Here is a 26,985-nt window from a genome sequence, read left to right as displayed (position 1 = left end):
CATGACCTGCGCATGACCGCGTCCCCGACCTTCCAGCCCGCCTGGTGGCTGCCCAATCCGCACCTGCAGACCCTGTGGAGCCCGTTCTTCCGCCGCGGGCCGACCCTGGAACGGCAGCGCGAACGCCTGTGGCTGGCCGATGGCGACTTCATCGACCTCGACTGGGCCGGCCCGCACGATGCCGAGACCCCGCTGGTGCTGGCGCTGCACGGCCTCACCGGGTCATCCTCGTCGCACTACATCCTCGGTCTGCAGCGCGCCCTGCTGGAGCGCGGCTGGGCCAGCGTGGCGCTGAACTGGCGCGGTTGCTCGGGGGAGCCGAACCGCCTGCCGCGCGGCTACCATTCCGGGGTCAGCGACGACCTCGCCGAGGTGGTCGCGCACCTGCGCGCCAGGCGCCCGCAAGCGCCGCTGTACGCGGTCGGCTATTCGCTGGGCGGCAACGTGCTGCTCAAGTACCTGGGCGAAACCGCTGGGGACTGCCCGCTGCTCGGCGGCGTCGCGGTGTCGGTGCCGTTCCGCCTGGACGAGTGCGCCGACCGCATCGGCCTGGGCTTTTCCCGGGTCTACCAGGCGCACTTCATGAAGGCCATGCTGGCCTACGTGCAGGACAAGCAGCGGCTGTTCGGCGAGCAGGGCCAGGCGGAAGGCCTGGCCGCCCTGCAACGCCTCGGTCCGCTGGAGGGCATGCGCACCTTCTGGGACTTCGACGGCCGGGTCACCGCGCCGCTGCACGGCTTCGCCGACGCCAGGGATTACTATCGGCGCGCGTCCAGCCGCTACTACCTGCCGGACATCCGCACGCCGAGCCTGATCATCCATTCCAGCGACGACCCCTTCGTGTTCGCCCGCAGCCTGCCCGATCGCAGCGAACTGGCACCCTGCACCGAGCTGGAGCTGCACGCCCGCGGCGGTCACGTCGGCTTCGTCGACGGCTCTCCGCGCCAGCCCACCTACTACCTGGAACGACGCATCCCCGACTGGCTGGAGGCCCGCCTGCGGCAGCACTGAGCTGGCCGGCGTCCGGCGACGGGCGGCAGAATAGGAACAGGCTGAAGGAAAAAGGGGGGCGAATGGAACTGACGCTGCGGCACAACCCGATGCTCGACGACGCCGACTGCGAGGCGATCCTGGCGATCCACGCGGCGGTCGGCTGGGACCGGCGCATGCCGCCTGCCGAGCTACGCACGCTGTACCAGCATTCCGGGTATTCCCTGCTGGCCGAACGCGACGGCCGCCTGGTCGGCCTGCTGCGCGCCGAGGAAGAAACACCGATTCGCGTCTGGCTGGCGGAAATCGCCGTGCTGCCCGGCGCACAGAGCAGCGGCGTCGGCGCAGCCCTGCTGCGGCGCTTCGCCGAGGATCACCGCGGCGCCTACCTGTTCACCGACGCCACCCTCGGTACCGAAGCCTTCTTCCGCCGCCACGGCATCCACATCCAGCAGGTGCTGGAGAAAACCCTGCGCGATCAGAGCGGCACGTAGAGCCGCTCGGAAATCCCGTCCACCGCATCCTGGGCCTGCGCCTCGATGTGCCCGCTCTCCAGCGCCAGCACCTGGTAGATGCCGCGACGCAGTTGCGCCTCGCTGAGGTCGCCGTCGAGATCGAGGGTGGTGCAGAGGAAGCGCACCCAGGAGGTGAGGATGATCCAGGCGTTGAGGGTCAGGGCCTCCAGCTGGGTCTCGTTCATCCGCAGGATGCCGGCCTCGGTGAAGCCCCGGTAGATCGCCTTGGCGTTGACCAGGCAACGCTGGGCGAAGGCGCGGTAGCGCGCCGCCAGCTCCGGGTCGCTTTCCAGCAGGTGCTCGAGGTCGCGATGGAGGAAGCGGTAGCGCCACATCGCGGCCAGTAGCGCTTCCAGGTAGAAGGTCTTGTCGTCCACCGTCAGACCCCGCCCTTCGGGCAGGCGCAGGAAGCTCTCGACGTGGCTTTCGTACTCGGCGAACAGCTCGGCGATGATCGCCTGCTTGTTCGGGTAGTGGTAGTAGAGGTTCCCAGGCGATATACCCAGGTGGGTGGCGATATGGTTGGTGGTGACGCTGCGCTCGCCCTGGGCGTTGAACAGTTCCAGGCTGGCCTGGGCGATGCGATCGCGGGTCTTGATGCGTGGTGCCATGGGGACGACGGGCTCGTTCGGGTAACAGTGCGGGGCGCGCCCCGCCGTGACAGCGTAGAAGGTACACAAAGCTGGCCGCCCGGGTCAGCCCCCGGGGTGGCGGCCGGCGACCGGCCCGCCTTTCGTTGGGTACGCAAGCGCCGGGCTGGCAGGCATGCTGTTTGACACTTTAGAGTATTTACTCTAGAAATCCAGCGACGCAGCGAAATTCATCGGACCGAACCAGGTCCGCCATAACGACAGACGCGCGGCCACGCAGCCGCCCACGCTTCGCCGAGGAGCCAGCCCATGGTCGCCGATATCGCCTACCTGCAGCAGAGCCAGCAGGAAATCAACCAGCTCGAAGCCCTCTTCGCCCGCCAGCGCGCCGCCTACCTGGCGCAGCCGATGCCCGACGCCACGCAGCGCGTGCAGTGGCTGAAGGCCCTGCGCGACCTGCTGTTCAAGGAACAGCAGGCACTGATCGAGGCCATCGACCGGGACTTCAGCGCGCGCTCCGCCGACGAGACCCTGCTCGCCGAGATCATGCCCAGCCTGCACGGCATCCACTACGCCGCCAAGCGCGTGAAGAAGTGGATGAAGCCCGCGCGCCGCGCGGTCGGCCTGCAATTCCAGCCGGCCTCGGCCCAGGTGGTGTACCAGCCGCTGGGCGTGGTCGGGGTGATCGTGCCTTGGAACTATCCGCTGTTCCTCTCCATCGGCCCGCTGACCGGGGCCCTCGCCGCCGGCAACCGGGTGATGATCAAGATGAGCGAGTCGACCCCGGCCACCGGGCGCCTGCTCAAGGACCTGCTGGCGCGGATCTTCCCCGAGGACCAGGTCGCCGTGGTGCTAGGCGAGGTAGACGTCGGCGTGGCCTTTTCCAAGCTGCCGTTCGACCACCTGCTGTTCACCGGCGCCACCAGCGTCGGCAAGCACGTGATGCGCGCCGCCGCCGAGAACCTGACCCCGGTCACCCTGGAGCTGGGCGGCAAGTCGCCGGCGATCGTCTCCGACAGCGTGCCGATGAAGGACGCCGCCGAGCGGATCGCCTTCGGCAAGAGCCTCAACGCCGGGCAGACCTGCGTCGCGCCCGACTACGTGCTGGTACCGAGCCGGCGCGTCGAGGAATTCGTCAGTCAGTACAAGGAGGTGGTCCAGGGCTTCTTCCCGCGTCTTTCGGACAACCCCGACTACACCGCGATCATCAACGAGCGCCAGCTCGGCCGCCTCCGGGGCTATCTCGACGACGCCCGCGAGAAGGGCGCGACCCTCGTCCCGCTGTTCGCCGAAGGCCAGCAACGGCGCCTGCCGCAGACGCTGCTGCTGAACGTCAGCGACGACATGAAAGTGATGCAGGAGGAAATCTTCGGCCCGCTGCTGCCGGTGATCCCCTACGAGCGCCTGGAAGACGCCCTGGCCTACGTCAACCAGCGCCCGCGACCGCTGGCCCTGTACTACTTCGGCTACGACAAGGCGCAGCAGCAGCGCGTGCTGCACGAGACCCACTCAGGCGGTGTGTGTCTGAACGACACCCTGCTGCATGTCGCCCAGGACGACATCCCGTTCGGTGGCGTCGGTCCCTCCGGCATGGGCCACTACCATGGCCACGAAGGCTTCCTCACCTTCAGCAAGGCCAAGGGCGTGTTCAGCAAGCCGCGCTTCAACGCCGCGCGAATGATCTACCCCCCCTACGGCAAGTCGATCCAGAAGCTCGTCTACAAGCTGTTCGTGCGCTGAACCGGGGCGCGTGCGGCGCCCCCTCATTCCTACGCTGCAGGTGACATAACAACAATGAGCGACACCACCCTTGAAAGCGCCGGCCTGTCCCGACGCAGCCTGATGAAAGTCGGCCTGATCGGCGGCGCCTTCCTCGCCACCGCGGGCGTCACCGCCAGCCTCACCGGCTGTTCGGCGGAGAAACCGGCGAGCGGCCTGGAAAAGGTCCGCGAATCCGACCTGCCGTTCCTCCGTGCGCTGCTGCCGGTGATGCTGCTCGGCGCGGTTTCCGCCGAGCAGATGCCGAAAGCCGTGGAGGGCGCGATCCAGAGCCTCGACCACAACCTGGCGCGGCTCTCCCCGGAGATGTTCAAGCTCACCCAGCAACTCTTCGACGTGCTCGCCCTGCCGCTCACCCGTGGCCCGCTCACCGGTATCTGGGGCAGTTGGGAGAACGCCAGCGGCGACGACGTGCGGGCATTCCTTTCGCGCTGGGAAAACAGCTTCATCGGCCTGTTGCGGATGGGCCACAGTTCGCTGATGCAACTGGCGATGATGGCCTGGTACGCCCGCCCCGAGGCGTGGGCCCATTGTGGCTACCCCGGACCGCCGAAGATCGCTTGAGCCGCCCCCGGAACAATACGAAGAGCCCGAAGCCGCCTAGCCTGAGAGTGCATTCATGCCTGTACCCGATCTGTTCGCCGAGGGCCTCGCCCGCGGCTGGAAAACCTACAACGGCTCGCGCCTGGACGACGACCTGGAGCTGGAGGCCGACGTGGTCGTGGTCGGCACCGGCGCCGGCGGCGGCACCACCGCGGAAATCCTCAGCGCCGCCGGCCTGAAGGTGCTGCTGGTGGAAGAAGGCCCGCTGAAGACCAGCAGCGATTTCAAGATGCAGGAGGCCGACGCCTACCCCGAGCTGTACCAGGAAGGCATCGGCCGGATGAGCAAGGACGGCGCCATCACCATCCTCCAGGGCCGCGCCGTGGGCGGCACCACCCTGATCAACTGGACCAGCAGCTTCCGCACCCCGGAACCGACCCTGCAGCACTGGGCCCAGGTCTACGGGGTCAAGGGCCACAGCGCGGAGGACATGGCGCCCTGGTTCGAGAAAATGGAGCAGCGCCTGCACGTGGCGCCCTGGGCGCTGCCGCCGAATGCCAACAACGACGTGATCCGCCTGGGCTGCGAGAAGCTCGGCTATCACTGGAAGGTCATCCCGCGCAACGTCCTCGGTTGCTGGAACCTCGGCTACTGCGGCATGGGCTGCCCGGTCAACGCCAAGCAGTCGATGCTGGTCACCACCATCCCGGCGACCCTCGACAAGGGTGGCGAGCTGCTCTACCTGGCGCGCGCCAACCGGCTGCTGCTGGACGGCGACAAGGTGACGGGCCTCGAATGCCTGGGCATGGATGAGCGCTGCGTGGCGCCCAACGGCCGCCGGATCAGGGTCCGGGCCAGGCACTACGTGCTCTCCGGCGGCGGCATCAACACCCCGGCGATTCTTCTCCGCTCGAAGGCGCCTGATCCGAGCCAGCGGGTCGGCAAGCGCACCTTCCTGCACACGGTGAATTTCAGCGCGGGGCTGTTCGACCGGGTGATCAACCCCTTCTACGGCGCACCGCAGTCGATCTACTCCGACCATTTCCAATGGGACGACGGTGTCACCGGACGCATGTCCTACAAACTGGAGGTGCCGCCGCTGCAACCGTCGCTGGCCTCGGTGCTGCTCGGCGGCTTCGGCAGCGACAACGCCCTGCGCATGGAACAGCTACCGCATACCAACATGATGCTCGCCCTGCTCCGCGACGGCTTCCACCCGGACAGCGCGGAGGGCTCGGTCGGCCTGCGCGGCGACGACACCCCAGTGCTCGACTACCGGATGACCGACTACACCTGGGACGGTATCCGCCGTGCCTTCCATACCATGGCGGAGATCCAGTTCGCCGCCGGCGCCCGGGAAGTGCGGCCGGTGCACAGCGACGCGCGTAGCGCGAAGAACCTGCAGGAGGCGCGCGGGATCATCGACGGCCTGCGCCTGGAGATCTACCGCACGCGCCTGGGCAGCGCCCACGTCATGGGCGGCTGCGCCATGGGCGAAGACCCGGCCGTGGCGGTGGCCGACAGCCTCGGCCGCCATCACCACCTGCGGAACCTGTCGATCCACGACGGCTCGCTGTTCCCCACCAGCATCGGCGCCAACCCGCAGCTCTCGGTCTACGGTCTTACCGCGCAACTGGCCAGCGCGCTGGCCGAACGCCTGGCCAGGGCCTGAACCGCCGCCGCCGGGCCGGCCGCGCGCCGCGGCAGCCGGCCCGGCGCCATCAGACCTATGGGCTAAAGGCCGATGGCCCGTGCGTCTTGGCCGCACGGGCATCCCTGCGCTACCATCCGATTCCCTTACGAAACCCTGCCAGGACGTAGCGATGAACCGAGTGCTGTACCCAGGCACCTTCGATCCCATCACCAAGGGTCACGGCGATCTGATCGAACGTGCTTCACGGCTTTTCGACCATGTGATCATCGCGGTCGCCGCCAGCCCCAAGAAGAACCCCCTGTTCAGCCTGGAACAGCGGGTTGCGCTGGCCCAGGAGGTCACCAAGCACCTGCCGAACGTCGAGGTGGTGGGCTTCTCCACCCTGCTGGCGCACTTCGTCAAGGAGCAGAAGGCGAATGTCTTCCTCCGCGGCCTGCGCGCGGTTTCCGACTTCGAGTACGAGTTCCAGCTGGCCAACATGAACCGCCAGCTCGCCCCCGACGTGGAAAGCATGTTCCTCACCCCGTCGGAGAAGTATTCCTTCATTTCCTCGACGCTGGTCCGGGAAATCGCCGCTCTCGGCGGGGATATCAGCAAGTTCGTGCATCCGGCCGTGGCAGACGCCCTGGCGGAACGTTTCAAGCGCTGATCCGCGTCTCTCCGCCGGCCTCCCGTCGGCGTCCCGCGTGCACTGCGGGCGCCGATGCGGCACAATTCCGCTATTCCCGTTACCGATGCCGTGGCTGTCCGTCGCGGTTGGAGTTGTTAGATGTCCCTGAAAATCACTGACGATTGCATCAATTGCGACGTCTGCGAACCCGAATGCCCGAACGGCGCGATCTCGCAAGGCGAAGAAATCTATGTGATCGATCCCAATCTCTGCACCGAGTGCGTTGGCCACTACGACGAGCCGCAGTGCCAGCAGGTCTGTCCGGTGGACTGCATTCCCCTTGACGACGCCAATGTCGAGAGCAAGGACCAGTTGATGGAGAAATACCGGAAGATCACCGGCAAGGCCTGATCCCCGCCGGCGCCTGTCCTTCAGGGACGGTTCGCGCCCCGTCCGACGCGCTTTTGGCTATCCTTGGCAATCCAGTCTGAGGCGTTCGCGGCCCCGTCCCGCGAACGCCGCTGAACAGTGAGCCGCCATGTCCTTCCTGAACCTGCCCGTCCGTACCCTGGTCGCCGCCTGCGGCCTGTCCCTGCTCAGCCTCGCGGCGCATGCCGACAGCTTTCGCGGCAACGCCCACGCACCGCAGCAGGCCGCCGTCGCCACGCCACATCCGGCCGCGACCGTCGCCGGCCTGGAAACCCTGGCCAATGGCGGCAACGCCTTCGACGCTGCGGCGGCCATCGCCGCTGCCCTGGCGGTAGCCGAGCCTTACGGCTCGGGACTCGGCGGCGGTGGATTCTTCCTTCTGCGCCAGGCCGGTGCGCAGCCGACCTATCGCTTCCTCGACGCCCGCGAGCGCGCGCCGAAGGCCGCCTACGCCGACATGTACCGGCGCAATGGCAAGGTCGACCCCAGGCTGTCCGTCGACGGCCCGCTGGCGGCGGCGATCCCCGGCCTGCCGGCGGCGCTGGTCGAATTGAGCAGCCGCTACGGACGCAAGCCCCTGGCCGACAATCTGGTGCCGGCGATCCGCCTGGCGGTGGATGGCGTATCCGTCGACCGGATCTACCGTGACCGCGCCGCCATGCGCCTGGAAGCGATGCGCAAGGACCCGGAAACCGCGCGGATCTTCCTCGACAAGGGCGGAATCCCCGACGAATGGAACCTGCTCCGCCAACCGCAGCTGGCACGTACCCTGGAACGCCTCGGGCGCTACGGGCGGATCGGTTTCTACGAAGGCGAGACAGCGGACAAGCTGCTCACCGGGGTCCGCGCCGGCGGCGGCATCTGGAGCGCGGCCGACCTGCGCGACTACCGGGTGATCGAACGCCGCCCGCTGGAGGTGAAGCTGGCCAACGGCCGCGAACTGATCAGCGCACCGCCGCCCTCGGCCGGCGGCGTCGCCCTGGCGCAGAGCCTGCAGATGCTGGAACAGCTGCCGTGGCAGAAGGCCGAGCCGGTACAGCGCGCCCATTACGTGCTGGAGGTCCTGCGCCGTGCCTACCGCGATCGAGGCCTGCTCGGCGACCCGGACTTCGTCGCCAACCCGCTGCCCAGTTTGCTGGCGCCGGACTACCTGAAGCGCCTTGCCGCCGGCATCGACCCGCGCCGCGCCACGCCCAGCTCGGCGCTGCCGGAGGCGCCGGCCTGGCGCGAAGGCGACCACACCACCCACTTCGCGGTGATCGATGCCCAGGGCAACGCGGTGGCCGCCACCCTCTCGGTGAACCTGCCGTTCGGCGCCGCCTTCACCGTTCCCGATACCGGCGTGGTGCTGAACAACGAGATGGACGATTTCGCCGCCGACACCCAGGGCGCCAACAGCTACGGCCTGGCCGGCAGCCAGGCGAACGCGGTGGCGGCCGGCAAGCGCCCGCTGTCGAGCATGAGCCCGAGCTTCCTGGAAAGCCCGACCGACTTCGCCGCCTTCGGCACCCCTGGCGGCAGCCGCATCCCGAGCATGGTGCTGATCTCCATGCTGCAGTACTTCGACGGCCGCCCGGTCGGCCAATGGGTCGCCGCGCCGCGCTACCACCACCAGTACAAGCCGGACGTCGTCGAGTACGAACCGCGCGCCTTCAGCGATGCCGAGGCCGCCGAACTGCGCCGGCGCGGCTATCAGCTCAAACGCCTGGAGCGCAGCTACGGCAACCAGCAGGTGCTCTACTGGGACAAGCGCAGCGGCCGCGTCGACGCCGCCAGCGACCCGCGCGGGATCGGCTACTCGTCTCTGTCCCTGGAGGCGCAAGCGCAGCCTCGGCCGCACTGAACAAACGAGAGACAGCGCTCAAAAAATGTTCGACGATCTCACCCAGATAGGCGCCGCGTAGGGATTTCGCCGACGAGTCCGGCTGGCAATCCAGGCGGCGTGCCTCACTGGCTCGCCGCTTCAACCGCCTGCTGCGCATCCTCCGCACTGGCTTCCACCGCCTCCGGGTCAGACGGGGCGCCCTCCATGCCTCGGCCGGAGTGCCGGCGATCGGCGGCACCGGAGCAGTCGGCGACACCGGACAGCTCTCCATCCAGCGCAGCATGAATCCAGTTTTCCAGGCGGGTGTACCAGGCTGCGTTCGCGGCGCTCTCCAGCCAGGCAATGGCATCCGCATCCTGCTGCTGTGCGGCCTTTTCCAGCCAGAGCCGTGCTTGCAGCTTGTTCATCCCGGCACCTGAACCGTTCCAGTAGGCCTCGCCCACCTTGAACTGGGCACGAGCATCTCCCTGGGTCGCAGCCTTGCAGAACCACTGGAAGGCCTTTTCCCGGCTGCCGGCATAACGGTCCAGCAGGGCGGCTTCCTCGTCTGAAGTGGCGGAATAGACGCCTTGCGAGTCGTCCAGGTAGAACCATCCCAGATTGGTTTCGGCGTCTTCGCTACCGCTGGCCGCCGCGCGTTCGAACCAGGTCCCGGCCTTCACCCGGTCCTGGTCGACCCCTTCGCCTCTCCAGTAGAGAACGCCCATTTCATTCTGGGCGGCGGCATCCCCCTGCTCCGCGGCCTTCCGGAACCAGCGTGCCGCCTCGGTCTTGTCCTGTGGCCCGCCGTCACCATCGCGATAGAGCATGGCCAGTTGGATCTGCGCGCGGACCATCCCCGCAGCGGCCGCCTTGCCCCACCATTCGCGCGCGCTGGCGTAGTTCTGTTGCTGGTAGAAGTAGGCGCCGAAATCGAACAGAGCCTGCGGCTCCCCCGTCTCGGCGGCCTGGCGGAGGCGGGTGAATTCGGCGAACAGTTCATCGCCGCGCTTGTCGCCCTGCTCGGCCTTGGACTGCTCCTTGGCGAGGTCGGACACCGCATCCTCCGCCCAGGCGAACGAGGGTACGGCAAGAGCAAGGACGGACAGGAACACCCACTGACTGAACATATGCGAAATCCTTATCTTGGTTGAGCCGGTCGGCCACCCCTGGTCGACCTTGTGACCTTGCTGGTCAGCAGGACACTGTCACCATCGGAGAGTCCGATCAAGTGCCGCGAACGGTCCGTGCGGAACATCTGTCATCGGCCGATACGGCGCTATAGCTGCCGCCTGCCGTGGCGGAAGAAAAGACTTAGCCCAATCTCCGTGCCCCCTGCAATGCATCGAGAAAACAAAAAGCCGGTCGATGACCGGCTTTTTTTCATTCCGTTGGAAACTCAGCTTTCGTCGTGGTTATAGCCGCTGGTGGTGCAGCCCAGGCAACGGACGAAGGCTTCCTTGCCCGGATCGACCACCAGCGCCTGGCCGGCCTTGCCGACGCTGCCGCTGGCCGCGGTGAACGGCAGGCTGACCACGAAGGCCACCGCCCCGACGGCCGTGGCGGCGATCAGGAAGGGACGGGCGATGAGCAGATCGCCGATCATGGCGTACGCGGGGGGCGCTTCGACGGTGTACATCGGGTCGCCGCTGGCGTTTTCCTGCACGGCATCCGCCAGCGCGGGCATGGACGAGAGCCCGGTGGTCAGCGCCAGCACGAGCGCGGTGGTGCGAAACAGGTTCATGGAGGCGGTCCTTTCTGGTTTTTGGTTGGGCAGATATCGCCTAACTATAACAGCGCTGCGGGTAGTGCCAGCGTGACCGCCTTCAATCGCCGAGGAATGCGTAGTGCGGCTTTTTCGGGATGAACGGCCGGTAGAAGCCGATCAGGCTGCACAGGTCGGCGTCCTCGTTGCCGGTCGGCCAGAAGGGTTCGCCGATGACGATCCGCCGGTTTTCGTAGTCCAGCGCCGCCGGCACCACCGGTACGCCGGCGCCACGGGCGATGTGGTAGAAGCCCATGCGCCAGCGGTCGACCTTCTTGCGCGTGCCTTCCGGAGCGATGATCAGCATGAACTCGCGGTGCTCGCGGAAGGCCTGGATCGCCTGGTCCACGGTATTCAGCTTCAGGTGGCGCTGGATCGGGATGCCGCCCCAGCGCCGCATCAGGCCGCCCAGCGGGCCGTTGAACAGGGTGTGCTTGCCGAACCAGCGGGCGTTCAGGCGCAGGACGAACTTGGCGGCAAGGAAGGCCACGAAGTCCCAGTTCGAGGTGTGGTGGGCGCCGATCACCACGAACTTGTCGAGCGCGGGCAATTGGCCCTCGATCTTCCAGCCGGAGAGTTTCAGCATGGCATGGCCGAGCGACTCGACCAGGGTGTTGCGAGGCAGGTAATTGCCGGACATCGTGCACCTTTCTTATGGCAGGCCGCTCACCGTGGCGGCCCTTCTTGTGGCGGTAGAGTATGCGCGGCGCGGCGCTTCAGCGTTGGCAGCGCGGGCAGTACACGCTGGCGCGCTGGCCTAGGCGGATCTCGCGCAGGGTGCTGCCGCAGACCTTGCAGAACTCCCCGCCACGGCCATAGACGAACAATTCCTGCTGGAAGTAACCGGGCTGGCCGTCGCCGCCGACGAAATCGCGCAGGGTGGTGCCGCCGCGCTCGATGGCGATCGCCAGGATCCGCTTGATCTCCTCCGCCAGGCGCAGGTAGCGCGCCTTGGAGATGCTTCCGGCGGGCTTGCGCGGATCGATGCCGGCGGCGAACAGCGCTTCGCTGGCGTAGATGTTGCCGACCCCGACCACCACCGCGTTGTCCATGATGAACGGCTTGACCGCCATGCTCCGCCCGCGCGACAGCTCGAACAGACGCTGGCCGGCGAAAGCGTCGGTCAGCGGTTCCGGGCCGAGGTTGCGCAGCAACTCGTGTTCCAGTGGCGCCAGGCTCCAGAGCATGGCGCCGAAGCGCCGCGGATCGGTGTAGCGCAGGGCCATGCCCGAGGCCAGCTCGATGTCGACGTGCTCGTGGCGACTGGCCGGGGTGCCGCTCTCCACCAGCCTCAGGCTGCCGGACATGCCCAGGTGGCTGATCAGCGTACCGGCCTCGGCGCCCAGCAGCAGGTACTTGGCGCGGCGCTCGACGCTGACGATGCGTTGTCCGGACAGGCGCACGTCCAGGTCTTCGGGAATTGGCCAGCGCAGGCGCCGCTCGCGCACGATCACGCGCTCGACGCGCTGGCCTTCGAGGTAGGGGGCGATGCCCCGGCGGGTGGTTTCGACTTCGGGTAGTTCGGGCATGGCGGCAGCAATCCGGTTGACCGCGGCACCTTAGCAGGAAGCGCCGCGGCGCGGCCAGTCAGTAGCTGCCCTGGCCGACGCCCAGCTCGAGGATCGAGCCCTTGAGGTTCTCGAAGTCGTAGTCGGTGAGCCCGACGTAGTCCAGCACCAGCGCACCGATGCTGTTCCATTCGTGGTCTTCCGGCTGGTTGCCGAGGACCCGGTGCGAACCGCAGATGTGCTCGGCCATCTTCAGGATCGCCAGCAGGTTCTTCAGTTGGGTATCGCGTGCCGATTCGTCGCCGAAGATCGACAACGCGTTGTGGTGGTTGGCGATCGCCTCGCAGACGTGCTCCGGCAGGCGCCAGGAGCGCGCGGTGTAGTAGCCGACCACCGCATGGTTGGTGTTCAGCACGCGGTTCTCGGTGTCCACCACCCGGCGTTCGTCGCTGGCGGCGGCGTAGGCCTCTTCCAGCACCGCCATGTAGTGCGGGAAGCGCTTGAGCATCAGCGGGATGCCGCAATTGTGGAACAGGCCGAGAGCGTAGGCTTCGTCCACCGATTCGTAGCCGATCCGCTTGGCCAGGCTCAGGCAGCTCATGGCCACGTCCTGGGCGGTGTCCCAGAAACGGTTGAGGGTGACGATGGTGTCGTCGCTCATCTCACCCTTGATCGACTGGGCGTTGATCAGGTTGATCACCGAACGACTGCCCAGCAGGTTCACCGCGCGCTGGATCGAAGTGATGCGATTGGCCAGGCCGAAGAACGGCGAGTTCACCAGTTTCAGGAGAGCCCCGGAAAGGCCCGGGTCCTGGCTGATCAGCCTGGCAATGTTCTTCAGGTCCGGATTGGGCATGACCTGCTCCATCTGCAGGTCGACCATGATCTGGGGTTGCGGCGGCACGCTGATGCCTTGCAGGGCCTGGCGGATCTGCTCGGCGGTGAGTTCTTGGACCATGAGGACGGAGGCGAAAGTTGACGGTGCGCGCAGTTTACCCGGAGAACCCCGCCATGGGGCGGGCTTCTACCGGAAAAGCGGCGCCAGGCAACGGACATGGAACTTTTCCCGCAGCCGCCAGGGTCGGAATGAATACCCCTTCTGATATCGGGAGACATGCCATGACCCAATCCCTGCACGGCAAGGTCGTCGCCGCCCTGGTGACCGACGGTTTCGAACAGGTCGAACTGACCGGTCCGAAAAAAGCCCTGGAAGACGCCGGCGCCACGGTAAGGATTCTTTCCGACAAGGCCGGCGAGGTGCGCGGCTGGAACCATCACCAGCCAGCCGAGGCCTTCCGCGTCGACGGCACCTTCGAAGACGCCAGCCTGGACGACTACGACGCCCTGCTGCTGCCCGGCGGGGTGATCAATTCCGACCAGATCCGCAGCCTGGCCAAGGCCCAGGAACTGGCGATCCGCGCCGAACAGGCGAGCAAGCCGGTGGCGGTGATCTGCCACGGCGCCTGGCTGCTGATCTCCGCCGGACTGGTGCAGGGTCGTACCCTGACCAGTTGGCCGTCGCTCAAGGACGACATCAACAACGCCGGCGGCCACTGGGTGGACCAGGAGGTAGCGGTGGACGGCAAGCTGGTGAGCAGCCGCAAACCCGAAGACATCCCGGCCTTCAACCGTCGATTCATCGAAATCCTCGCCGGCTGAACGGCCCGCGTTCGCGCAGCGGCGAATCCCGTCGCTGCGCTATAATCGCGCTCTTTTGCCGGAGCCTTTCCCATGACCCTGCCCAGCTTGCGTCTCAAAGCCAACGCCGAGCGCCGCCTGCGCGCCGGCCACCTGTGGGTCTACAGCAACGAGGTGGATGTCGCCGCGACGCCGCTGAATGCCTTCGCCGCCGGCGACCAGGCGGTGCTGGAAATGGCCAACGGCAAGCCGCTGGGCATCGTCGCGCTGAGCCCGAACAATCTCATCTGCGGCCGCCTCATTTCCCGTGATACCAAGCACGTTCTCGACAAATCGCTGCTGGTTCATCGCATCAACATCGCCCTCAGCCTGCGCGAGCGGCTTTTCGACAAGCCGTTCTACCGGCTGGTCTACGGCGATTCCGACCTGCTGCCCGGCCTGGTGGTCGATCGCTTCGGCGACGTGCTGGTGGTGCAACTGGCGTCCGCAGCCATGGAACTGCGCAAGGACGAGGTGCTCGCCGCCCTGCTGCAGGTGCTCAAGCCCGCCGCCGTGCTCTGGAAGAACGACTCCAGCGCGCGCGACGCCGAGGGCCTGGAGCGCTACGTGGCCAATGCCTACGGCGAAGTGCCGGAGTGGGTCGCCCTGGAAGAGAACGGCGTGAAGTTCGAGGCGCCGGTGCTGGCCGGGCAGAAGACCGGCTGGTTCTACGACCACCGCATGAACCGTGCGCGCCTGGCGCCCTACGTGCGGGGCAAGCGGGTCCTCGACCTGTTCAGCTATATCGGTGGCTGGGGCATCCAGGCCGCCGCCTTCGGCGCCAGCGAAGTGATGTGCGTGGACGCGTCCGCCTTCGCCCTCGACGGCGTCGAGCGCAACGCGGCACTGAACGGCGTGGCGGAGAAGGTCGCCTGCGTCGAGGGCGACGTGTTCGAGGCCCTGCGCGAGCTGAAGGCCGCCGACGAACGCTTCGACGTGGTGATCGCCGACCCGCCGGCCTTCATCAAGCGCAAGAAGGACCTGAAGAACGGCGAGGCCGCCTACCGCCGTCTCAACGAACAGGCCATGCGCCTGCTGAGCAAGGACGGCATCCTGGTCAGCGCCTCCTGCTCGATGCACCTGCCCGAGGACGACCTGCAGAACATCCTGATCGGCAGCGCCCGCCATCTCGACCGCAACATCCAGCTGCTCGAGCGCGGCGGCCAGGGCCCCGACCATCCGGTGCACCTGGCGATCGCGGAAACCCGCTACATCAAGAGCCTGACCTGCCGGCTGCTGCCCAACGGCTGAGCCCGTCCCGGCGGATGAGCGCCTGCGTTCATCCGCCCTACGGCCACCGCCGCTCATGGCGCGACGGGCGGCGCAAGACGCCAGCCGGGTCGCGACGCGCCGCTCCGCCGACCGCCAGCCTTCCCCATTCGCCCGCTCTGGGCTTAGAATCCGGGCATTCCTCGCCAATCATCCCCCGGCGGGCAGTGAGCCCAGGCCGTCGCCAATGGTGACCCCATTCAGACCCCGGCCAACTCCGTACACTCGGCTATTCCCCGTTTGCATCCGGTTCCTTCGACGCTCACGATACAGTCATAACCCGAACCTGATTAGCCGCAGGAAATCGTCATGCCCGATTACCGCTCGAAAACCTCCACCCACGGCCGCAACATGGCCGGCGCCCGCGCCCTCTGGCGCGCCACCGGGATGAAGGACGAAGACTTCAAGAAGCCGATCATCGCCATCGCCAACTCCTTCACCCAGTTCGTGCCCGGCCACGTGCACCTGAAGGACCTCGGCCAACTGGTCGCCCGCGAGATCGAGAAGGCCGGCGGCGTGGCCAAGGAATTCAACACCATCGCCGTCGACGACGGCATCGCCATGGGCCACGACGGCATGCTCTATTCGCTGCCGAGCCGGGAGATCATCGCCGACTCCGTGGAATACATGGTCAACGCCCACTGCGCCGACGCCATCGTCTGCATCTCCAACTGCGACAAGATCACCCCCGGCATGCTGATGGCCGCGCTGCGCCTGAACATCCCGGTAGTGTTCGTCTCCGGCGGGCCGATGGAAGCCGGCAAGACCAAGCTGGCCAGCCACGGCCTGGACCTGGTCGATGCCATGGTGGTGGCCGCCGACGACTCCTGCTCCGACGAGAAGGTCGCCGAGTACGAGCGCAGCGCCTGCCCGACCTGCGGCTCCTGCTCCGGCATGTTCACCGCCAACTCGATGAACTGCCTGACCGAGGCGCTCGGCCTGTCGCTGCCGGGCAACGGCTCGACCCTGGCCACCCACGCCGACCGCGAGCAACTGTTCCTGCGCGCCGGGCGCCTGGCCGTGGAACTCTGCCAGCGCTATTACGGCGAAGGCGACGACAGCGTGCTGCCGCGCAACATCGCCAACTTCAAGGCCTTCGAGAACGCCATGACCCTGGACATCGCCATGGGCGGCTCGACCAATACCATCCTGCACCTGCTGGCCGCCGCCCAGGAGGCCGAGGTGCCGTTCGACCTGCGCGACATCGACCGCCTGTCGCGCAAGGTGCCGCAACTGTGCAAGGTGGCGCCGAACATCCAGAAGTACCACATGGAAGACGTGCATCGCGCCGGCGGCATCTTCTCCATCCTCGGCGAACTGGCCCGCGGTGGCCTGCTGCACACCGACGTCCCCACCGTGCACAGCCCGAGCATGGCCGACGCCATCGCCCAGTGGGACATCACCCAGACCCGCGACGAAGCCGTGCACACCTTCTTCAAGGCCGGTCCGGCGGGCATCCCGACCCAGACCGCGTTCAGCCAGAACACCCGCTGGCCGAGCCTGGACGACGACCGCGCCGAGGGCTGCATCCGCAGCGTCGAGCATGCCTATTCCAAGGAAGGCGGGCTGGCCGTGCTCTACGGCAACATCGCTCTCGACGGCTGCGTGGTGAAGACCGCCGGGGTCGACGAGTCGATCCACGTGTTCGAAGGCAGCGCGAAGATCTTCGAAAGCCAGGACGCCGCGGTGAAAGGCATCCTCGGCGACGAGGTGAAGGCCGGCGACATCGTGATCATCCGCTACGAAGGACCGAAGGGCGGGCCGGGCATGCAGGAAATGCTCTATCCGACCAGCTACCTGAAGTCCAAGGGCCTGGGCAAGCAGTGCGCCCTGCTCACCGACGGACGCTTCTCCGGCGGAACCTCGGGCCTGTCCATCGGTCACGCCTCCCCGGAAGCCGCCGCCGGCGGCGCCATCGGCCTGGTGCAGGACGGCGACAAGGTGCTGATCGACATTCCCAATCGCTCGATCAACCTGCTGGTCAGCGACGAAGAACTCGCCGCACGCCGCGCCGAACAGGACAAGAAGGGCTGGAAGCCGGCCGCGCCGCGTGCCCGCCGCGTCAGCACCGCGCTCAAGGCCTACGCCCTGCTCGCCACCAGCGCCGACAAGGGCGCGGTACGCAACAAGGCGCTGCTGGACGGCTGAATCGTCCCGCGACGAAAAAAGCCCGGTCCCGCGCCGGGCTTTTTCATTCACGCGTACGCGCGCCGAATGGCGGATAACCGCAAGCGGTCATTCGCCCTACCGCTCACCCACGCTCCAACCGCAGGGCGCATACGCCACCGGCGTTATCCGCCGACATGCGACGCAGCCAGGCCTGGGCGAGACCGCGTTCGCCCAGTAAAATCGCGCTCTTTTTCCCCGGACCGCCACCATGAGTTCCCTGCAAAGCCCGTCGGACGCCAGCGCCCGCAACGACCTGGTCTATGGCCTGGACGACCGTCCCAGCGCTCCCATCGCCCTGCTCGCCGCCCTCCAGCACCTGCTGGCGATCATCGTGCCGATCGTTACCCCCGGCCTGCTGATCTGCCAGGCGCTGGGCGTATCGCCGCGCGACACCAATCTGATCGTGTCGATGTCGCTGGTGATCTCCGGCATCGCCACCTTCGTCCAGTGCAAGCGCTTCGGCCCGTTCGGCGCCGGACTGTTGATCGTCCAGGGCACCAGCTTCAACTTCGTCGGCCCGCTGATCGCCGGCGGGGCGCTGATGGTCAAGCAGGGCACGCCGGTGGAAAGCGTGATGGCGGCGATCTTCGGCGTGGTCATCGCCGGCTCCTTCGTCGAGATGGGCATCTCGCGCATACTGCCGTTCGTCAAGCGGCTGATCACCCCGCTGGTGACCGGCATCGTCGTGCTGATGATCGGCCTGACCCTGATCAAGGTCGGCCTGATCAGCATGGGCGGCGGCTTCTCGGCTATGTCCAACGGCACCTTCGCCAACGGCGAGAACCTGCTGCTGTCCGGTGTGGTGCTGGGCATCATCGTGGTGCTCAACCGCATCCCGGTGGTATGGATGCGCAGTTGCGCCATCGTCATCGCCCTGGCCGTCGGCTACGCGCTGGCCGGCTACCTCGGTCGCCTGGACTTCACCGGCATGCACCAGGCCGAGCTGTTCCAGGTACCGACCCCGCTGCACTTCGGCCTGGACTTCTCCTGGCCGCTGTTCATCCCGATGCTGGTGATCTACCTGGTCACCTCCCTGGAAGCCATCGGCGACGTCACCGCCACCAGCAAGGTGTCTAAGCAACCGGTGGAAGGCCCGCTGTGGATGCAGCGGATCAAGGGCGGCGTGCTGGTCAACGGCGCCAACTCGTTCCTCGCCGGTATCTTCAATACCTTCCCCAGCTCAGTGTTCGCCCAGAACAACGGGGTGATCCAGCTCACCGGCGTGGCCAGCCGCTACGTCGGCCTCTGGATCGCCGCCATGCTGGTCCTGCTCGGCCTGTTCCCGAGCGTCGCCGGGGTCATCCAGGCGGTGCCGGAACCGGTACTGGGCGGCGCGGCGATGGTGATGTTCGGCGCGGTGGCCGCTTCGGGCATCAACATCCTCGCCGGCATCCAGCTGGACCGCCGTGCCCTGCTGATCATCGCCGTATCCCTGGCCCTCGGCCTGGGCGTTTCGCAGGTGCCGGAGTTCCTCGCGCACATGCCCGCGGCGCTGCGCAACGTGCTGGAGTCCGGGGTCGCCACCGGCGGCATCTGCGCCCTGCTGCTGAACTGGTTCCTGCCGGAAAGCCCGGTCCAGAAGGCCGCACACTGATAGGCGCGGCGCCACCTCCGGGTGGCGTCGCGGTTTTCGCCGAAGGGTTTTCGTACCCGGCCAATGGTTGGGTATGATCGACGGCATGGCCATGCCCGTCGGCCACCCTCTTCCGTCCCGCAACCCGGACCCGCGCCCATGCCCCAGTCCCGCCGCCCGTTGCGCATCGGCCTGATCGCCGACACCCATGGCCTGCTCCGGCCCGAGGCGCTGGAACGGTTGCGCGGCTGCGACCAGTTGATCCATGCCGGCGACATCGGCAAGCCGGAAATCCTCGCCGAGCTGGAACGCCTGGCGCCGCTCTCGGTGGTGCGCGGCAACAACGACACCCAGGACTGGGCGGCGGACATCCCCGAGCGCCTGCTGCTGAAGATCGGCCGGCTGACCCTCTATGTGCTGCACGACCTCAAGCGACTCGACCTCGACCCGGCCGCCGAAGGCATCGACGTGGTGGTCGCCGGACATTCGCACAAGCCGCTGAAGGAAGAGCGCGACGGCGTGCTCTACCTCAACCCGGGCAGCGCCGGGCCGCGGCGCTTCAGCTTGCCGATCGGGATCGGCGTACTGGAAGTGGCGGGGAAGAAGATCGAGGCGGAGCTGATCACCCTCTGACCCCGCCTGGAACCGTCAGCGGCGCTCCCATACCTCGAAGGCGTAGGCAGGCGCATCGTCAGCCGCGGCGTGTTCGATGCTCGACGCCAGGCGCCAGGCCGCACCATCGATCTCGGGGAAAAAGGCGTCGCCCTCCGGCGCCAGGCCAACCCGGGTCAGGTAGAGACGCGCGGCGCGCGGCAAGGCCTCGGCATAGAGCTGGGCGCCGCCGATCAGCATCAGTTCGTCGGCGTCCTCCGCCTGCGCCCACGCCTCGGCGCGCGCCAGCGCGGCGTCCAGGCTGGCGAACACTTCCGCACCCTCCAGTGCCAGGCCGGCCTGGCGGCTGACCACCAGGTTTAGCCGGCCCGGCAGCGGCCGACCCAGCGAGTCCCAGGTCTTGCGCCCCATGATCACCGGCTTGCCGAGGGTCATCGCCTTGAAATGCTTGAGGTCGGCCGGCAGGCGCCAGGGCAGGCGGTTGTCGATGCCGATCGCGCGGTTCTCGCCAAGGGCGGCGATCATCGCCAGCGGTCGTGCCATGGGGTTACCTCATCGTGGAAGGACAAAGGCGCGAGGATAAACACTCGCGCCGGCGGACTCCAGGCCAACTGTGCGGGCCGGCCTACAAGGGATTGGCATACGGCGGCACCTGCATGAAGAAGGTGCCATCCTCGTTGACCTGGGTGGTGCCGGTCGCCAGCACCTTGCGGTAGTCCTGCAGGTTGAAGGTCAGCACCTGGTCCGGGGTCTCGGTCTTCAGCAGCACCTGGGCGTAGGTGATGAGGATTTCGAAGATCTTCAGGTCGCCCGACTGTAGCCAGAGGAAGGATGGGCCCGCCGCGGCCGGCGGGCTGAACACCGGCGACGGCTGGCCGGGCGCCTGGGAGAAACGCAGGTGCAGCCCCTGGTCGTCGAGCCAGGCCTCCTGTACGTGGCCGTCGATGCCCAGCAGCGGGAAGACCTTGCGGTAGTCCAGGCGCATGGCGCTGCCCACCAGGCTCGCCCCCGGCCGATCGAGGCTGACCAGCGCCGACATCGGCAGGCCGACCAGGCTCATCGCCCCGTACAGCGGCAGACCGATCACCCTCAACTGGTCGGGCCGATAGACCAGCGCGCCGCTGGCCGCGTCCACCTCCACGCCGCCGCCCAGCCGCAGCGGCAGCCAGGGCCCTACGCCGAGCGGACGCACCCGCCCCTCCACCTCCAGGCGTCCCGCCGCACTGCTCATGCGGAAGTCCTTCAACATGGTCCCGTCGTAGGCGAGGATGTGCTCGTTGAACAGGTTGGCCAGTTGCCGCGGGCTGAGCAGCACCTCGCCCTCCATCACCTGGAAATGCATGTCCTGCGGACGGTCGAAGTCCACCGGCTGGCCGGCCCGGTTCGGCACCAGCCAGCCCTTCACCTCGGGCACGTGGAAACCGATGTTGCCGCGCAGGTACATGTCCACGTTGCGCAGCAGTATGCCGACGCCATCCTGGCCGGAATCCGCCGGCCCGGCCGTACGCATGGGCAGCGGCAACGGCGCCGGCGGGACCTGCCGGTACCAGCCCTCGCGCAGCAGGGCCAGTTCGCGCTGCTGCCGGTCGATGGCGCTTTCGGCCTGGGCCGCGCTGGCCGCCAACAGGCAACAGCCAAGCAGTACGCCCCACGGACGCCGGCTCACAGCCGTGCCTCCAGCGGCGCCGGCGCCTTCACCGGCGACACGGCGATCTGCACCATGCCGTCCTCGCGCAGGCGGATCACGCCGTTCTGCAGTTGCCGCCGGTAGTCGTAGAGATTGAACAGCAGCGGCTGCCCCGGGCTGAGGCTGGTGAACAGGGCATAGGCCTTGACCAGCACGGTGCGCGCCATCTTGATATCGCCGCCCTCGATGAACATGTAGCTGTCCGGCGCCCGTAATGCCGGCCATTGCAGGTCGGCCAGGGAGTCGCCGAGGGCGAGTTGCATGCCGCCGTCGGCCAGGGCCAGGCGACTGACGCGGAAGTCCAGGCGCGGCGGCGGGAACAATCCGTCGAGGTCGACGCGGATGCGGTTGCCGACCAGTTCCATGTGCCGGGTCTTCAGCTTCAGCACCTCGGACATCTCGATCGAGGCCGCCGCCAGCGACGAAGTGACCTCGACCCCGTCGACGAAGATCCGCCGGGGTACCAGGGTCACCTCCAGCGGACCGCTCAGCTCGATCTCGGTGAGCATCCGCAGCGGCCGCCAGCGCCCCTTGCGCAACAACTCGCCACGCACTTCCTGGCCGTCCTTGCGGGTGTTCATACTGAGGTTGCGCACGGCCGCGCGGGACGCAGCGAGGTCCTGGTTGAGCAGGGTCGCCAGGGTGGCGTCGCTGACGAATATCTCGCCGGCCTGGATCCGCGCCACCATCGCCGTCGGATCGTCGAGCGACAAGGGCGCGCCGGGACGAGTCGGCTCCATGCGGATCAGCATGCGCTGGATGAAGAAACCGATGTCGTCGTGCAGGCGGAAGTCGGTATCGGCGATCCACAGTCGCGAACTCGCCGATCCCGAGCCGCGGGCGCCGACGCTCGCCTCCAGCGTGCGCGGCGGCACGGCGCTCATCAGGCTGTCCGGCTGGCGTCCCCAGTCATCGGTAGCGGCCGTCGGCACACGCGCTTCGACACGGGCCGGCGGCGCCACGGCCTGGCCGCCGCCGTGGGCATCGAAGGCCAGCCAGGCGCCCAGCAACAGGCAGGCCAGTTGCAACGACAGGCAGGGAAACGCGGAGGCAGGTTGCGCGGAAGCCATCACCGATCCTCTTATTGTTATGCGAGCGCCGTCACCCTATACCCTGCCCCGGCCGTCCGCCCCTTTCGTTGGATTGGCCGGGAAAACGCCGACGTCGTCACGCTGGCGGCGATTGTCACGGGAATGTCGCGAAACGGGCAAAGAAGTATCACCTGGCTGCGTCACTCTGCTGGACTGGAACACTCCCGAACCGCCGACGAGGACCCGTCATGCAACCAGCCTTCCTGCGCCGCCACCTCGGCGCCGCCTGCCTGATGCTCGCCGCTGGCCTGGCCAGCGCCGCCCACGCCGACACCGGCAACGTACAACGCGCCATCGACTGGGCCCAGGGCCAGGCCTCCGTTCGCCACCCGGCCAGCGACGAACGCTCGCCGCTGGTCATCGCCCACCGTGGCGCCAGCGGTTACGTACCGGAACACACCCTGGGCGCCTACGCCCTGGCGGTGATGATGGGCGCCGACTACGTCGAGCCGGACCTGGTGATGACCCGCGACGGCAAGCTGGTCGCCCGCCACGACAACGAGCTGGGCCTGACCACCGATGTCGCCCAGCACCCGGAATTCGCCGACCGCAAGCGCACGCAGAAAGTCGACGGAGTGGAACTCACCGGCTGGTTTAGCGAAGACTTCACCCTCGCCGAACTGAAGACCCTGCGCGCCATCGAGCGCATCCCCACGATCCGCCCGGGCAATGCGCGCCTGGACGGCACCTTCGAGATCCCCACCCTGCAGGAGATCATCGACCTGGTGAAAAGCCTGCAGATCAGCCAGCAACGCACCATCGGCCTGTACCCCGAGATCAAGCACGGCACCCACTTCCAGCGCCTCGGCCTGGCCATGGAACGCCCACTGGTGAAGACCCTGCACCGCAACGGCTACCTCGGTCCGCGCGCGCCGGTATTCATCCAGTCCTTCGAGGTGAACAACCTGAAGGAACTCAAGCGCCTCACCGGCATCCGCCTGGTCCAGCTCTACGGCAGCGGCCAGCCCTACGACCAGCAGGCTGCCGGCGGCAGCCTGACCTACGCCGAGATGGCCACCGCCAAGGGCCTGCGCCAGGTGGCGCGCTACGCCTACGGGGTCGGTCCGGACAAGAGCTACGTGATTCCCCGCGATGCCAACGGCAACCTCGGCCAGCCGACCCGCTTCGTCGGCGACGCCCACGCCGCCGGGCTGAAGGTGCATCCCTACACCTTCCGCGCGGAAAACAGCTTCCTTCCGGCGGAGTTCCGCAGCGCCGACGGCAACCCGCAGTCGCGCGGCGACCTGGCCGGCGAGATCAGGGCCTACCTCGACGCCGGCATCGACGGCCTGTTCAGCGACCAGCCGGACGTCGCCGTGCGCCTGCGCGAGCAGCGCTGACGCAGCCCGACCGGCGCTCGTACGCGGGCGCCGGCCTCATGGACACTCGATGTAGCCGTCGAAGGGCTGTGCCTTGCCTTTCTCCAGTGCCTGCCGCCTGATGTTCCGGCAGATCCGCCGATCGCGCTCGTGCATGGCGTCGATCGACGGGTTGCCAGTGGGTTCCATGCCCTTGTGGTCCTTCACGCCAAAGGTCACCAAGGGCTGCTCCGGCTCCACCCGGAAGCGCGACGGCGTTTCCTTCTCCTCCTTGCGCGACGGCGGATCCGCCGCCAGGGTCGGCAACTGGTCGGCCTGCACGCCATAGCGTTGCAGCAAGGAGCCATCGGGCAACTCGTCGGCCAGCGCGCCCGCCATCCCCAGCAACAGCGCCAGGGGGTATCGGCGTACTACCTTCATCTCAGTGTTCCTCTCGCTACCGGCGCCGAACGCTTTCGCCACGGCACCAGTCAAAATCCCACACCCCGCCGCCAGCCGGCTGGCAAGCCAGCATGAGCCGCCGGGGCGCTTTTTGCTATGTTTGGCGCTGATCAGACGCCGTTGGCCGGGCACGATTCACGCTCGGCAGGGAAATCGACACAGGAGGTGACTTGAGTCACACGACGCATCCCGGCCTCGACGCCCTCTGGCTGACCGAGGCCGTTCGCCTGCGCGAGGAGCAGGCCGGTCCGCTGGAAGACAGCGAGGCGGTTCGCCAGGCGCTGGCCCAGGGCGGTTCCCTGCCGCGCCGTATTCTCACCCGCGCCCACTGGCTGGGCAGCCGCGAGGGCCTGCTCGACGCCCAGCGGACCTGGCGCCAGGGTTCGCGGCTGGCGCTGGCCCTGCTGCTGGTGCTGGCCCTGGCCAGCGGCGCCGGACTGGCCTTCGCCGCGCTCGGCGATGGCCAGCGCCCGGTCAACGTGTTCTGGGCGCTGGCCAGCCTACTCGGCCTGCACCTGCTGACCCTGCTCGGCTGGGCCCTCGGCCTGCTCGCCGGCGGCGAGGCCGCGGGCGCGCTCGGCCGGCTCTGGCTGTGGCTCAGCGGCAAGCTGGCGCGCGATGCCCGCGCCGCGCACCTGGCGCCGGCGCTATTGGTCCTGCTCGGCCGGCGCCGGCTGGCGCGCTGGGGCCTCGGCGCGCTGGTCCACGGGCTCTGGCTGCTCGGCCTGCTGACCGCGCTGGCCATGCTCCTCGGCCTGCTGGCGACCCGCCGCTACGGTTTCGTCTGGGAAACCACCATTCTCGGCAGCGATACCTTCATCGCCCTTACCCAGGCGCTCGGCGCCCTGCCGGCGTTGCTTGGCTTCCCGTTGCCGGACGCCGAGCTGATCCGCGCCAGCGGCGACGCCGCCCTGGCCAGCGAAGCCGCACGGCACGCCTGGGCCGGCTGGCTGGTAGGCGTACTGCTGGTCTATGGGGTCCTGCCGCGCGCGCTGCTCGGTCTGCTCTGCCTGTGGCGCTGGAAACGCGGCCTGGCCCACCTCGACCTGGACCTCGACGACCCAGGCTACAGCCTGCTGCGCGAACGCTTGATGCCGGCCAGCGAACGCCTCGGCGTCAGCGACGCGGCACCGGACTGGCTGCCGGAGCCGCAGGGCGGCCAGTCCGGCCAGGAAGCCGCCGGAGCGGTGCTGGTGGCGGTGGAGCTGGACGATCGCCGGCCCTGGCCGCCGAAGCTCGCCGAAGGCGTCGCCGACGCCGGCATCCTCGACGACGGCCAGCAGCGCCGTCGCCTGCTCGAACAACTGACCCGCTACCCGCCGGCGCGCCTGGCCATCGCCTGCGACCCGCGTCGCTCGCCGGACCGCGGCACCCTGGCACTGCTCGGCGAACTCGCCCGCTGCGCCGCCAGCACCCGCATCTGGCTGCTCCAGGCTCCGCCCGGCGAAGCGCTCGACAGCGACCGCCTGGGTGACTGGCACGCCGCCCTGGAACGCCTGCAACTGCCGCACGGCGAGACCTCGCCGCTGGCCTGGCTGGAGACCGGCCATGACTGAGCCGCTGATCCTGGCCGTGGTCGGCCACACCAATACCGGCAAGACCTCGCTGCTGCGCACCCTGACTCGCGACCGTGGATTCGGCGAAGTCTCCCATCGCCCCAGCACCACCCGCCACGTCGAGGGCGCCAGGCTGTCGGTGGACGGCGAAGCGCTGCTGGAACTCTACGACACGCCCGGCCTGGAAGACGCCATCGCCCTGCTCGACTACCTGGACGCCCTGGAGCGCCCCGGCGAGCGTCTCGATGGCCCGGAACGCATGGCGCGGTTGCTGGACAGCAACGAAGCGCGCGGGCGTTTCGAACAGGAAGCCAAGGTGGTCCGCCAGTTGCTCGCCTCCGACGCCGGGCTCTACGTGATCGACGCCCGCGAACCGGTGCTGGCCAAGTATCGCGACGAACTGGCGGTGCTCGCCGGCTGCGGCCGGCCGCTGCTGCCGGTGCTGAACTTCGTCGCCAGCCCGCAGCATCGCGAGGAGGAGTGGCGCGCCGCCCTCGCTCGCCTGGGCCTGCACGCCCTGGTGCGTTTCGACAGCGTGGCGCCGCCGCTGGACGGCGAGCGGCGCCTCTACGAGAGCCTGGCGCTGCTGCTGGAGCGCGCCCGGCCGCAACTCGACCGGCTGATCGCCGACCATGAGACCCAGGCCGCCGCGCGCCTGCGCGCCGGGCAACGGCTGATCGCCGAATTGCTGGTCGACGTCGCCGCCTGCCGGCGCCTGGTGCCCGGCGGCGAAAGCGCCGTGCAGGAAGCCACCCGCGACCTGCACCAGCAGGTGCGCAAGCGCGAGCAGGCCTGCGTGGAAGCGTTGCTGCGGCTCTACGCCTTCGCCAGGGACGACGCCCGCGCCGCCGACCTGCCGCTGCTCGACGGCCGCTGGGGCGACGATCTGTTCAATCCGGAGACCCTGCGCCAACTCGGTATCCGCCTCGGCGGCGGGGTTGCGGCCGGTGCCGCGGCCGGCGCCGGCATCGACCTGCTGGTGGGCGGCGTCACCCTTGGCGCCGCCGCCGCCCTCGGTGCCCTCGCCGGCGGCGCCTGGCAGACCGTCGGCCACTACGGCTCGCGCCTGCTCGGCAAGCTCAAGGGCGCCCGCGAGCTGACCGTCAACGACGCCGTGCTGCGCTTGCTCGCGCTGCGCCAACGGCAGCTCCTGGCAGCCCTGCAAACGCGCGGCCACGCGGCGGTCGAGGCGATCCGCCTGGAAACCCCGGAGGACAAGCAGTGGCGCGAAGGCAAGCTGCCGGAAGCGCTGCGCAAGGCGCGCGCGCATCCGGAGTGGTCGTCGCTGAACGGCAGGCGGGTGGGCGGCAGCGACCGCCAGGAACAGATCGACGCGCTGGCCGAACTGCTGGAGAGCGGGCGCGGGGAATGACAGACTGGGCGACGATCGCCCAAGAGGTAGGC

Annotated in this window: 26 protein-coding genes; 16 read left to right on the top strand and 10 right to left on the bottom strand. The window is 68.1% G+C overall.

The window, feature by feature from the left end; translation table 11 throughout:
* Positions 1-12: 12 nt before the first annotated feature.
* Positions 13-1,011 carry a hydrolase gene (locus ACYAF3_RS13320; protein ID WP_003084490.1) on the top strand — a complete coding sequence of 333 codons (999 nt, stop codon included), beginning with the start codon at positions 13-15 and terminating at the stop codon, positions 1,009-1,011.
* A 62-nt stretch (positions 1,012-1,073) separates the two neighbouring features.
* Positions 1,074-1,484 (top strand): GNAT family N-acetyltransferase, encoded by a 411-nt coding sequence (locus ACYAF3_RS13315; RefSeq protein WP_003102866.1) that lies wholly within the window; start codon positions 1,074-1,076, stop codon positions 1,482-1,484.
* Here the strand turns inward: ACYAF3_RS13315 and ACYAF3_RS13310 are convergent.
* Positions 1,469-2,116 carry a TetR/AcrR family transcriptional regulator gene (locus ACYAF3_RS13310; protein WP_003084488.1) on the bottom strand — a complete coding sequence of 216 codons (648 nt, stop codon included), beginning with the start codon at positions 2,114-2,116 and terminating at the stop codon, positions 1,469-1,471. The genes ACYAF3_RS13315 and ACYAF3_RS13310 overlap by 16 nt on opposite strands.
* 288 nt (positions 2,117-2,404) lie before the next feature.
* Between ACYAF3_RS13310 and ACYAF3_RS13305 the strand changes: the two genes are divergently transcribed.
* The 6 genes from ACYAF3_RS13305 to ggt all read left to right on the top strand — a co-directional run bounded on the left by ACYAF3_RS13305 (position 2,405) and on the right by ggt (position 8,953).
* Positions 2,405-3,835: a coniferyl aldehyde dehydrogenase gene (locus ACYAF3_RS13305; RefSeq protein ID WP_003102868.1), complete on the top strand. Its 1,431-nt coding sequence runs from the start codon at positions 2,405-2,407 to the stop codon at positions 3,833-3,835.
* 54 nt (positions 3,836-3,889) lie between these two features.
* Positions 3,890-4,438 (top strand): hypothetical protein, encoded by a 549-nt coding sequence (locus ACYAF3_RS13300; protein ID WP_003084486.1) that lies wholly within the window; start codon positions 3,890-3,892, stop codon positions 4,436-4,438.
* A 55-nt stretch (positions 4,439-4,493) separates the two neighbouring features.
* A complete protein-coding gene (locus tag ACYAF3_RS13295) occupies positions 4,494-6,089 on the top strand; it encodes a GMC family oxidoreductase (RefSeq protein WP_003102870.1) in 1,596 nt (531 codons plus the stop codon).
* A gap of 151 nt (positions 6,090-6,240) precedes the next feature.
* Positions 6,241-6,720, top strand: coding sequence for a pantetheine-phosphate adenylyltransferase (coaD, locus tag ACYAF3_RS13290; RefSeq protein ID WP_003084466.1), 480 nt, complete (start codon positions 6,241-6,243; stop codon positions 6,718-6,720).
* A 120-nt stretch (positions 6,721-6,840) separates the two neighbouring features.
* A complete protein-coding gene (locus ACYAF3_RS13285; RefSeq protein ID WP_003084462.1) occupies positions 6,841-7,092 on the top strand; it encodes a YfhL family 4Fe-4S dicluster ferredoxin in 252 nt (83 codons plus the stop codon).
* A 127-nt stretch (positions 7,093-7,219) separates the two neighbouring features.
* Complete coding sequence (gene ggt, locus ACYAF3_RS13280; protein ID WP_003118792.1) at positions 7,220-8,953, top strand: gamma-glutamyltransferase; 1,734 nt, start codon at positions 7,220-7,222, stop codon at positions 8,951-8,953.
* Positions 8,954-9,057: 104 nt separating this feature from the next.
* Here the strand turns inward: ggt and ACYAF3_RS13275 are convergent, their stop codons facing one another.
* From ACYAF3_RS13275 to ACYAF3_RS13255, 5 genes are all read right to left on the bottom strand, one after another.
* Positions 9,058-10,044: a tetratricopeptide repeat protein gene (locus ACYAF3_RS13275; RefSeq protein WP_003118791.1), complete on the bottom strand. Its 987-nt coding sequence runs from the start codon at positions 10,042-10,044 to the stop codon at positions 9,058-9,060.
* Between the two features lie 269 nt (positions 10,045-10,313).
* A complete protein-coding gene (locus tag ACYAF3_RS13270; RefSeq protein WP_003084452.1) occupies positions 10,314-10,658 on the bottom strand; it encodes a hypothetical protein in 345 nt (114 codons plus the stop codon).
* Positions 10,659-10,740: 82 nt separating this feature from the next.
* Positions 10,741-11,319, bottom strand: coding sequence for a lysophospholipid acyltransferase family protein (locus ACYAF3_RS13265; protein WP_003084450.1), 579 nt, complete (start codon positions 11,317-11,319; stop codon positions 10,741-10,743).
* A 76-nt stretch (positions 11,320-11,395) separates the two neighbouring features.
* Complete coding sequence (mutM, locus tag ACYAF3_RS13260) at positions 11,396-12,208, bottom strand: bifunctional DNA-formamidopyrimidine glycosylase/DNA-(apurinic or apyrimidinic site) lyase (protein ID WP_003102876.1); 813 nt, start codon at positions 12,206-12,208, stop codon at positions 11,396-11,398.
* A 58-nt stretch (positions 12,209-12,266) separates the two neighbouring features.
* Positions 12,267-13,091, bottom strand: a complete 825-nt coding sequence (locus tag ACYAF3_RS13255; protein ID WP_003118789.1) for an HDOD domain-containing protein — start codon at positions 13,089-13,091, stop codon at positions 12,267-12,269.
* Between the two features lie 215 nt (positions 13,092-13,306).
* On the opposite strand from ACYAF3_RS13255, the gene pfpI reads away from it, so the two are divergent.
* From pfpI to ACYAF3_RS13230, 5 genes are all read left to right on the top strand, one after another.
* On the top strand, positions 13,307-13,846 hold the full coding sequence (gene pfpI, locus ACYAF3_RS13250) for a protease PfpI (RefSeq protein WP_003102879.1): 540 nt from the start codon (positions 13,307-13,309) through the stop codon (positions 13,844-13,846).
* 72 nt (positions 13,847-13,918) lie between these two features.
* Positions 13,919-15,115, top strand: a complete 1,197-nt coding sequence (locus tag ACYAF3_RS13245) for a class I SAM-dependent rRNA methyltransferase (protein WP_003102882.1) — start codon at positions 13,919-13,921, stop codon at positions 15,113-15,115.
* A gap of 327 nt (positions 15,116-15,442) precedes the next feature.
* Complete coding sequence (ilvD, locus tag ACYAF3_RS13240) at positions 15,443-17,281, top strand: dihydroxy-acid dehydratase (RefSeq protein WP_003084436.1); 1,839 nt, start codon at positions 15,443-15,445, stop codon at positions 17,279-17,281.
* Between the two features lie 229 nt (positions 17,282-17,510).
* The gene (locus ACYAF3_RS13235) at positions 17,511-18,896 is read left to right on the top strand and encodes a nucleobase:cation symporter-2 family protein (protein WP_003084433.1); all 1,386 of its coding nucleotides are present in this window, start codon (positions 17,511-17,513) and stop codon (positions 18,894-18,896) included.
* A gap of 138 nt (positions 18,897-19,034) precedes the next feature.
* The gene (locus ACYAF3_RS13230; protein ID WP_003102894.1) at positions 19,035-19,508 is read left to right on the top strand and encodes a metallophosphoesterase family protein; all 474 of its coding nucleotides are present in this window, start codon (positions 19,035-19,037) and stop codon (positions 19,506-19,508) included.
* 15 nt (positions 19,509-19,523) lie between these two features.
* On the opposite strand, the gene ACYAF3_RS13225 is transcribed toward ACYAF3_RS13230, so the two are convergent.
* The 3 genes from ACYAF3_RS13225 to ACYAF3_RS13215 form a co-directional block, all read right to left on the bottom strand.
* The gene (locus tag ACYAF3_RS13225; protein WP_003084430.1) at positions 19,524-20,030 is read right to left on the bottom strand and encodes a dihydrofolate reductase; all 507 of its coding nucleotides are present in this window, start codon (positions 20,028-20,030) and stop codon (positions 19,524-19,526) included.
* Positions 20,031-20,112: 82 nt separating this feature from the next.
* Positions 20,113-21,153: a hypothetical protein gene (locus tag ACYAF3_RS13220; RefSeq protein WP_019371366.1), complete on the bottom strand. Its 1,041-nt coding sequence runs from the start codon at positions 21,151-21,153 to the stop codon at positions 20,113-20,115.
* Positions 21,150-22,244, bottom strand: a complete 1,095-nt coding sequence (locus ACYAF3_RS13215; RefSeq protein WP_003102900.1) for a hypothetical protein — start codon at positions 22,242-22,244, stop codon at positions 21,150-21,152. The genes ACYAF3_RS13220 and ACYAF3_RS13215 overlap by 4 nt, the downstream gene beginning before the upstream one ends.
* A 209-nt stretch (positions 22,245-22,453) precedes the next feature.
* Here ACYAF3_RS13215 and ACYAF3_RS13210 point away from each other — a divergent pair, with 209 nt between their 5' ends.
* Positions 22,454-23,605 (top strand): glycerophosphodiester phosphodiesterase, encoded by a 1,152-nt coding sequence (locus ACYAF3_RS13210; protein WP_003102904.1) that lies wholly within the window; start codon positions 22,454-22,456, stop codon positions 23,603-23,605.
* A 36-nt stretch (positions 23,606-23,641) separates the two neighbouring features.
* Here the strand turns inward: ACYAF3_RS13210 and ACYAF3_RS13205 are convergent, their stop codons facing one another.
* Positions 23,642-24,004: a hypothetical protein gene (locus ACYAF3_RS13205; RefSeq protein WP_003102907.1), complete on the bottom strand. Its 363-nt coding sequence runs from the start codon at positions 24,002-24,004 to the stop codon at positions 23,642-23,644.
* Positions 24,005-24,195: 191 nt separating this feature from the next.
* On the opposite strand from ACYAF3_RS13205, the gene ACYAF3_RS13200 reads away from it, so the two are divergent.
* Both ACYAF3_RS13200 and ACYAF3_RS13195 read left to right on the top strand, forming a co-directional pair.
* Positions 24,196-25,581 (top strand): DUF2868 domain-containing protein, encoded by a 1,386-nt coding sequence (locus tag ACYAF3_RS13200; RefSeq protein WP_128669579.1) that lies wholly within the window; start codon positions 24,196-24,198, stop codon positions 25,579-25,581.
* Positions 25,574-26,953: a GTPase/DUF3482 domain-containing protein gene (locus tag ACYAF3_RS13195; protein WP_003117881.1), complete on the top strand. Its 1,380-nt coding sequence runs from the start codon at positions 25,574-25,576 to the stop codon at positions 26,951-26,953. The genes ACYAF3_RS13200 and ACYAF3_RS13195 overlap by 8 nt, the downstream gene beginning before the upstream one ends.
* Positions 26,954-26,985 lie beyond the last annotated feature (32 nt).

This window comes from Pseudomonas sp. TZ252 (assembly GCF_056110345.1).
Note: the sequence above shows the minus strand (reverse complement) of the source record. Positions and strands in the feature narration are given on the sequence as shown.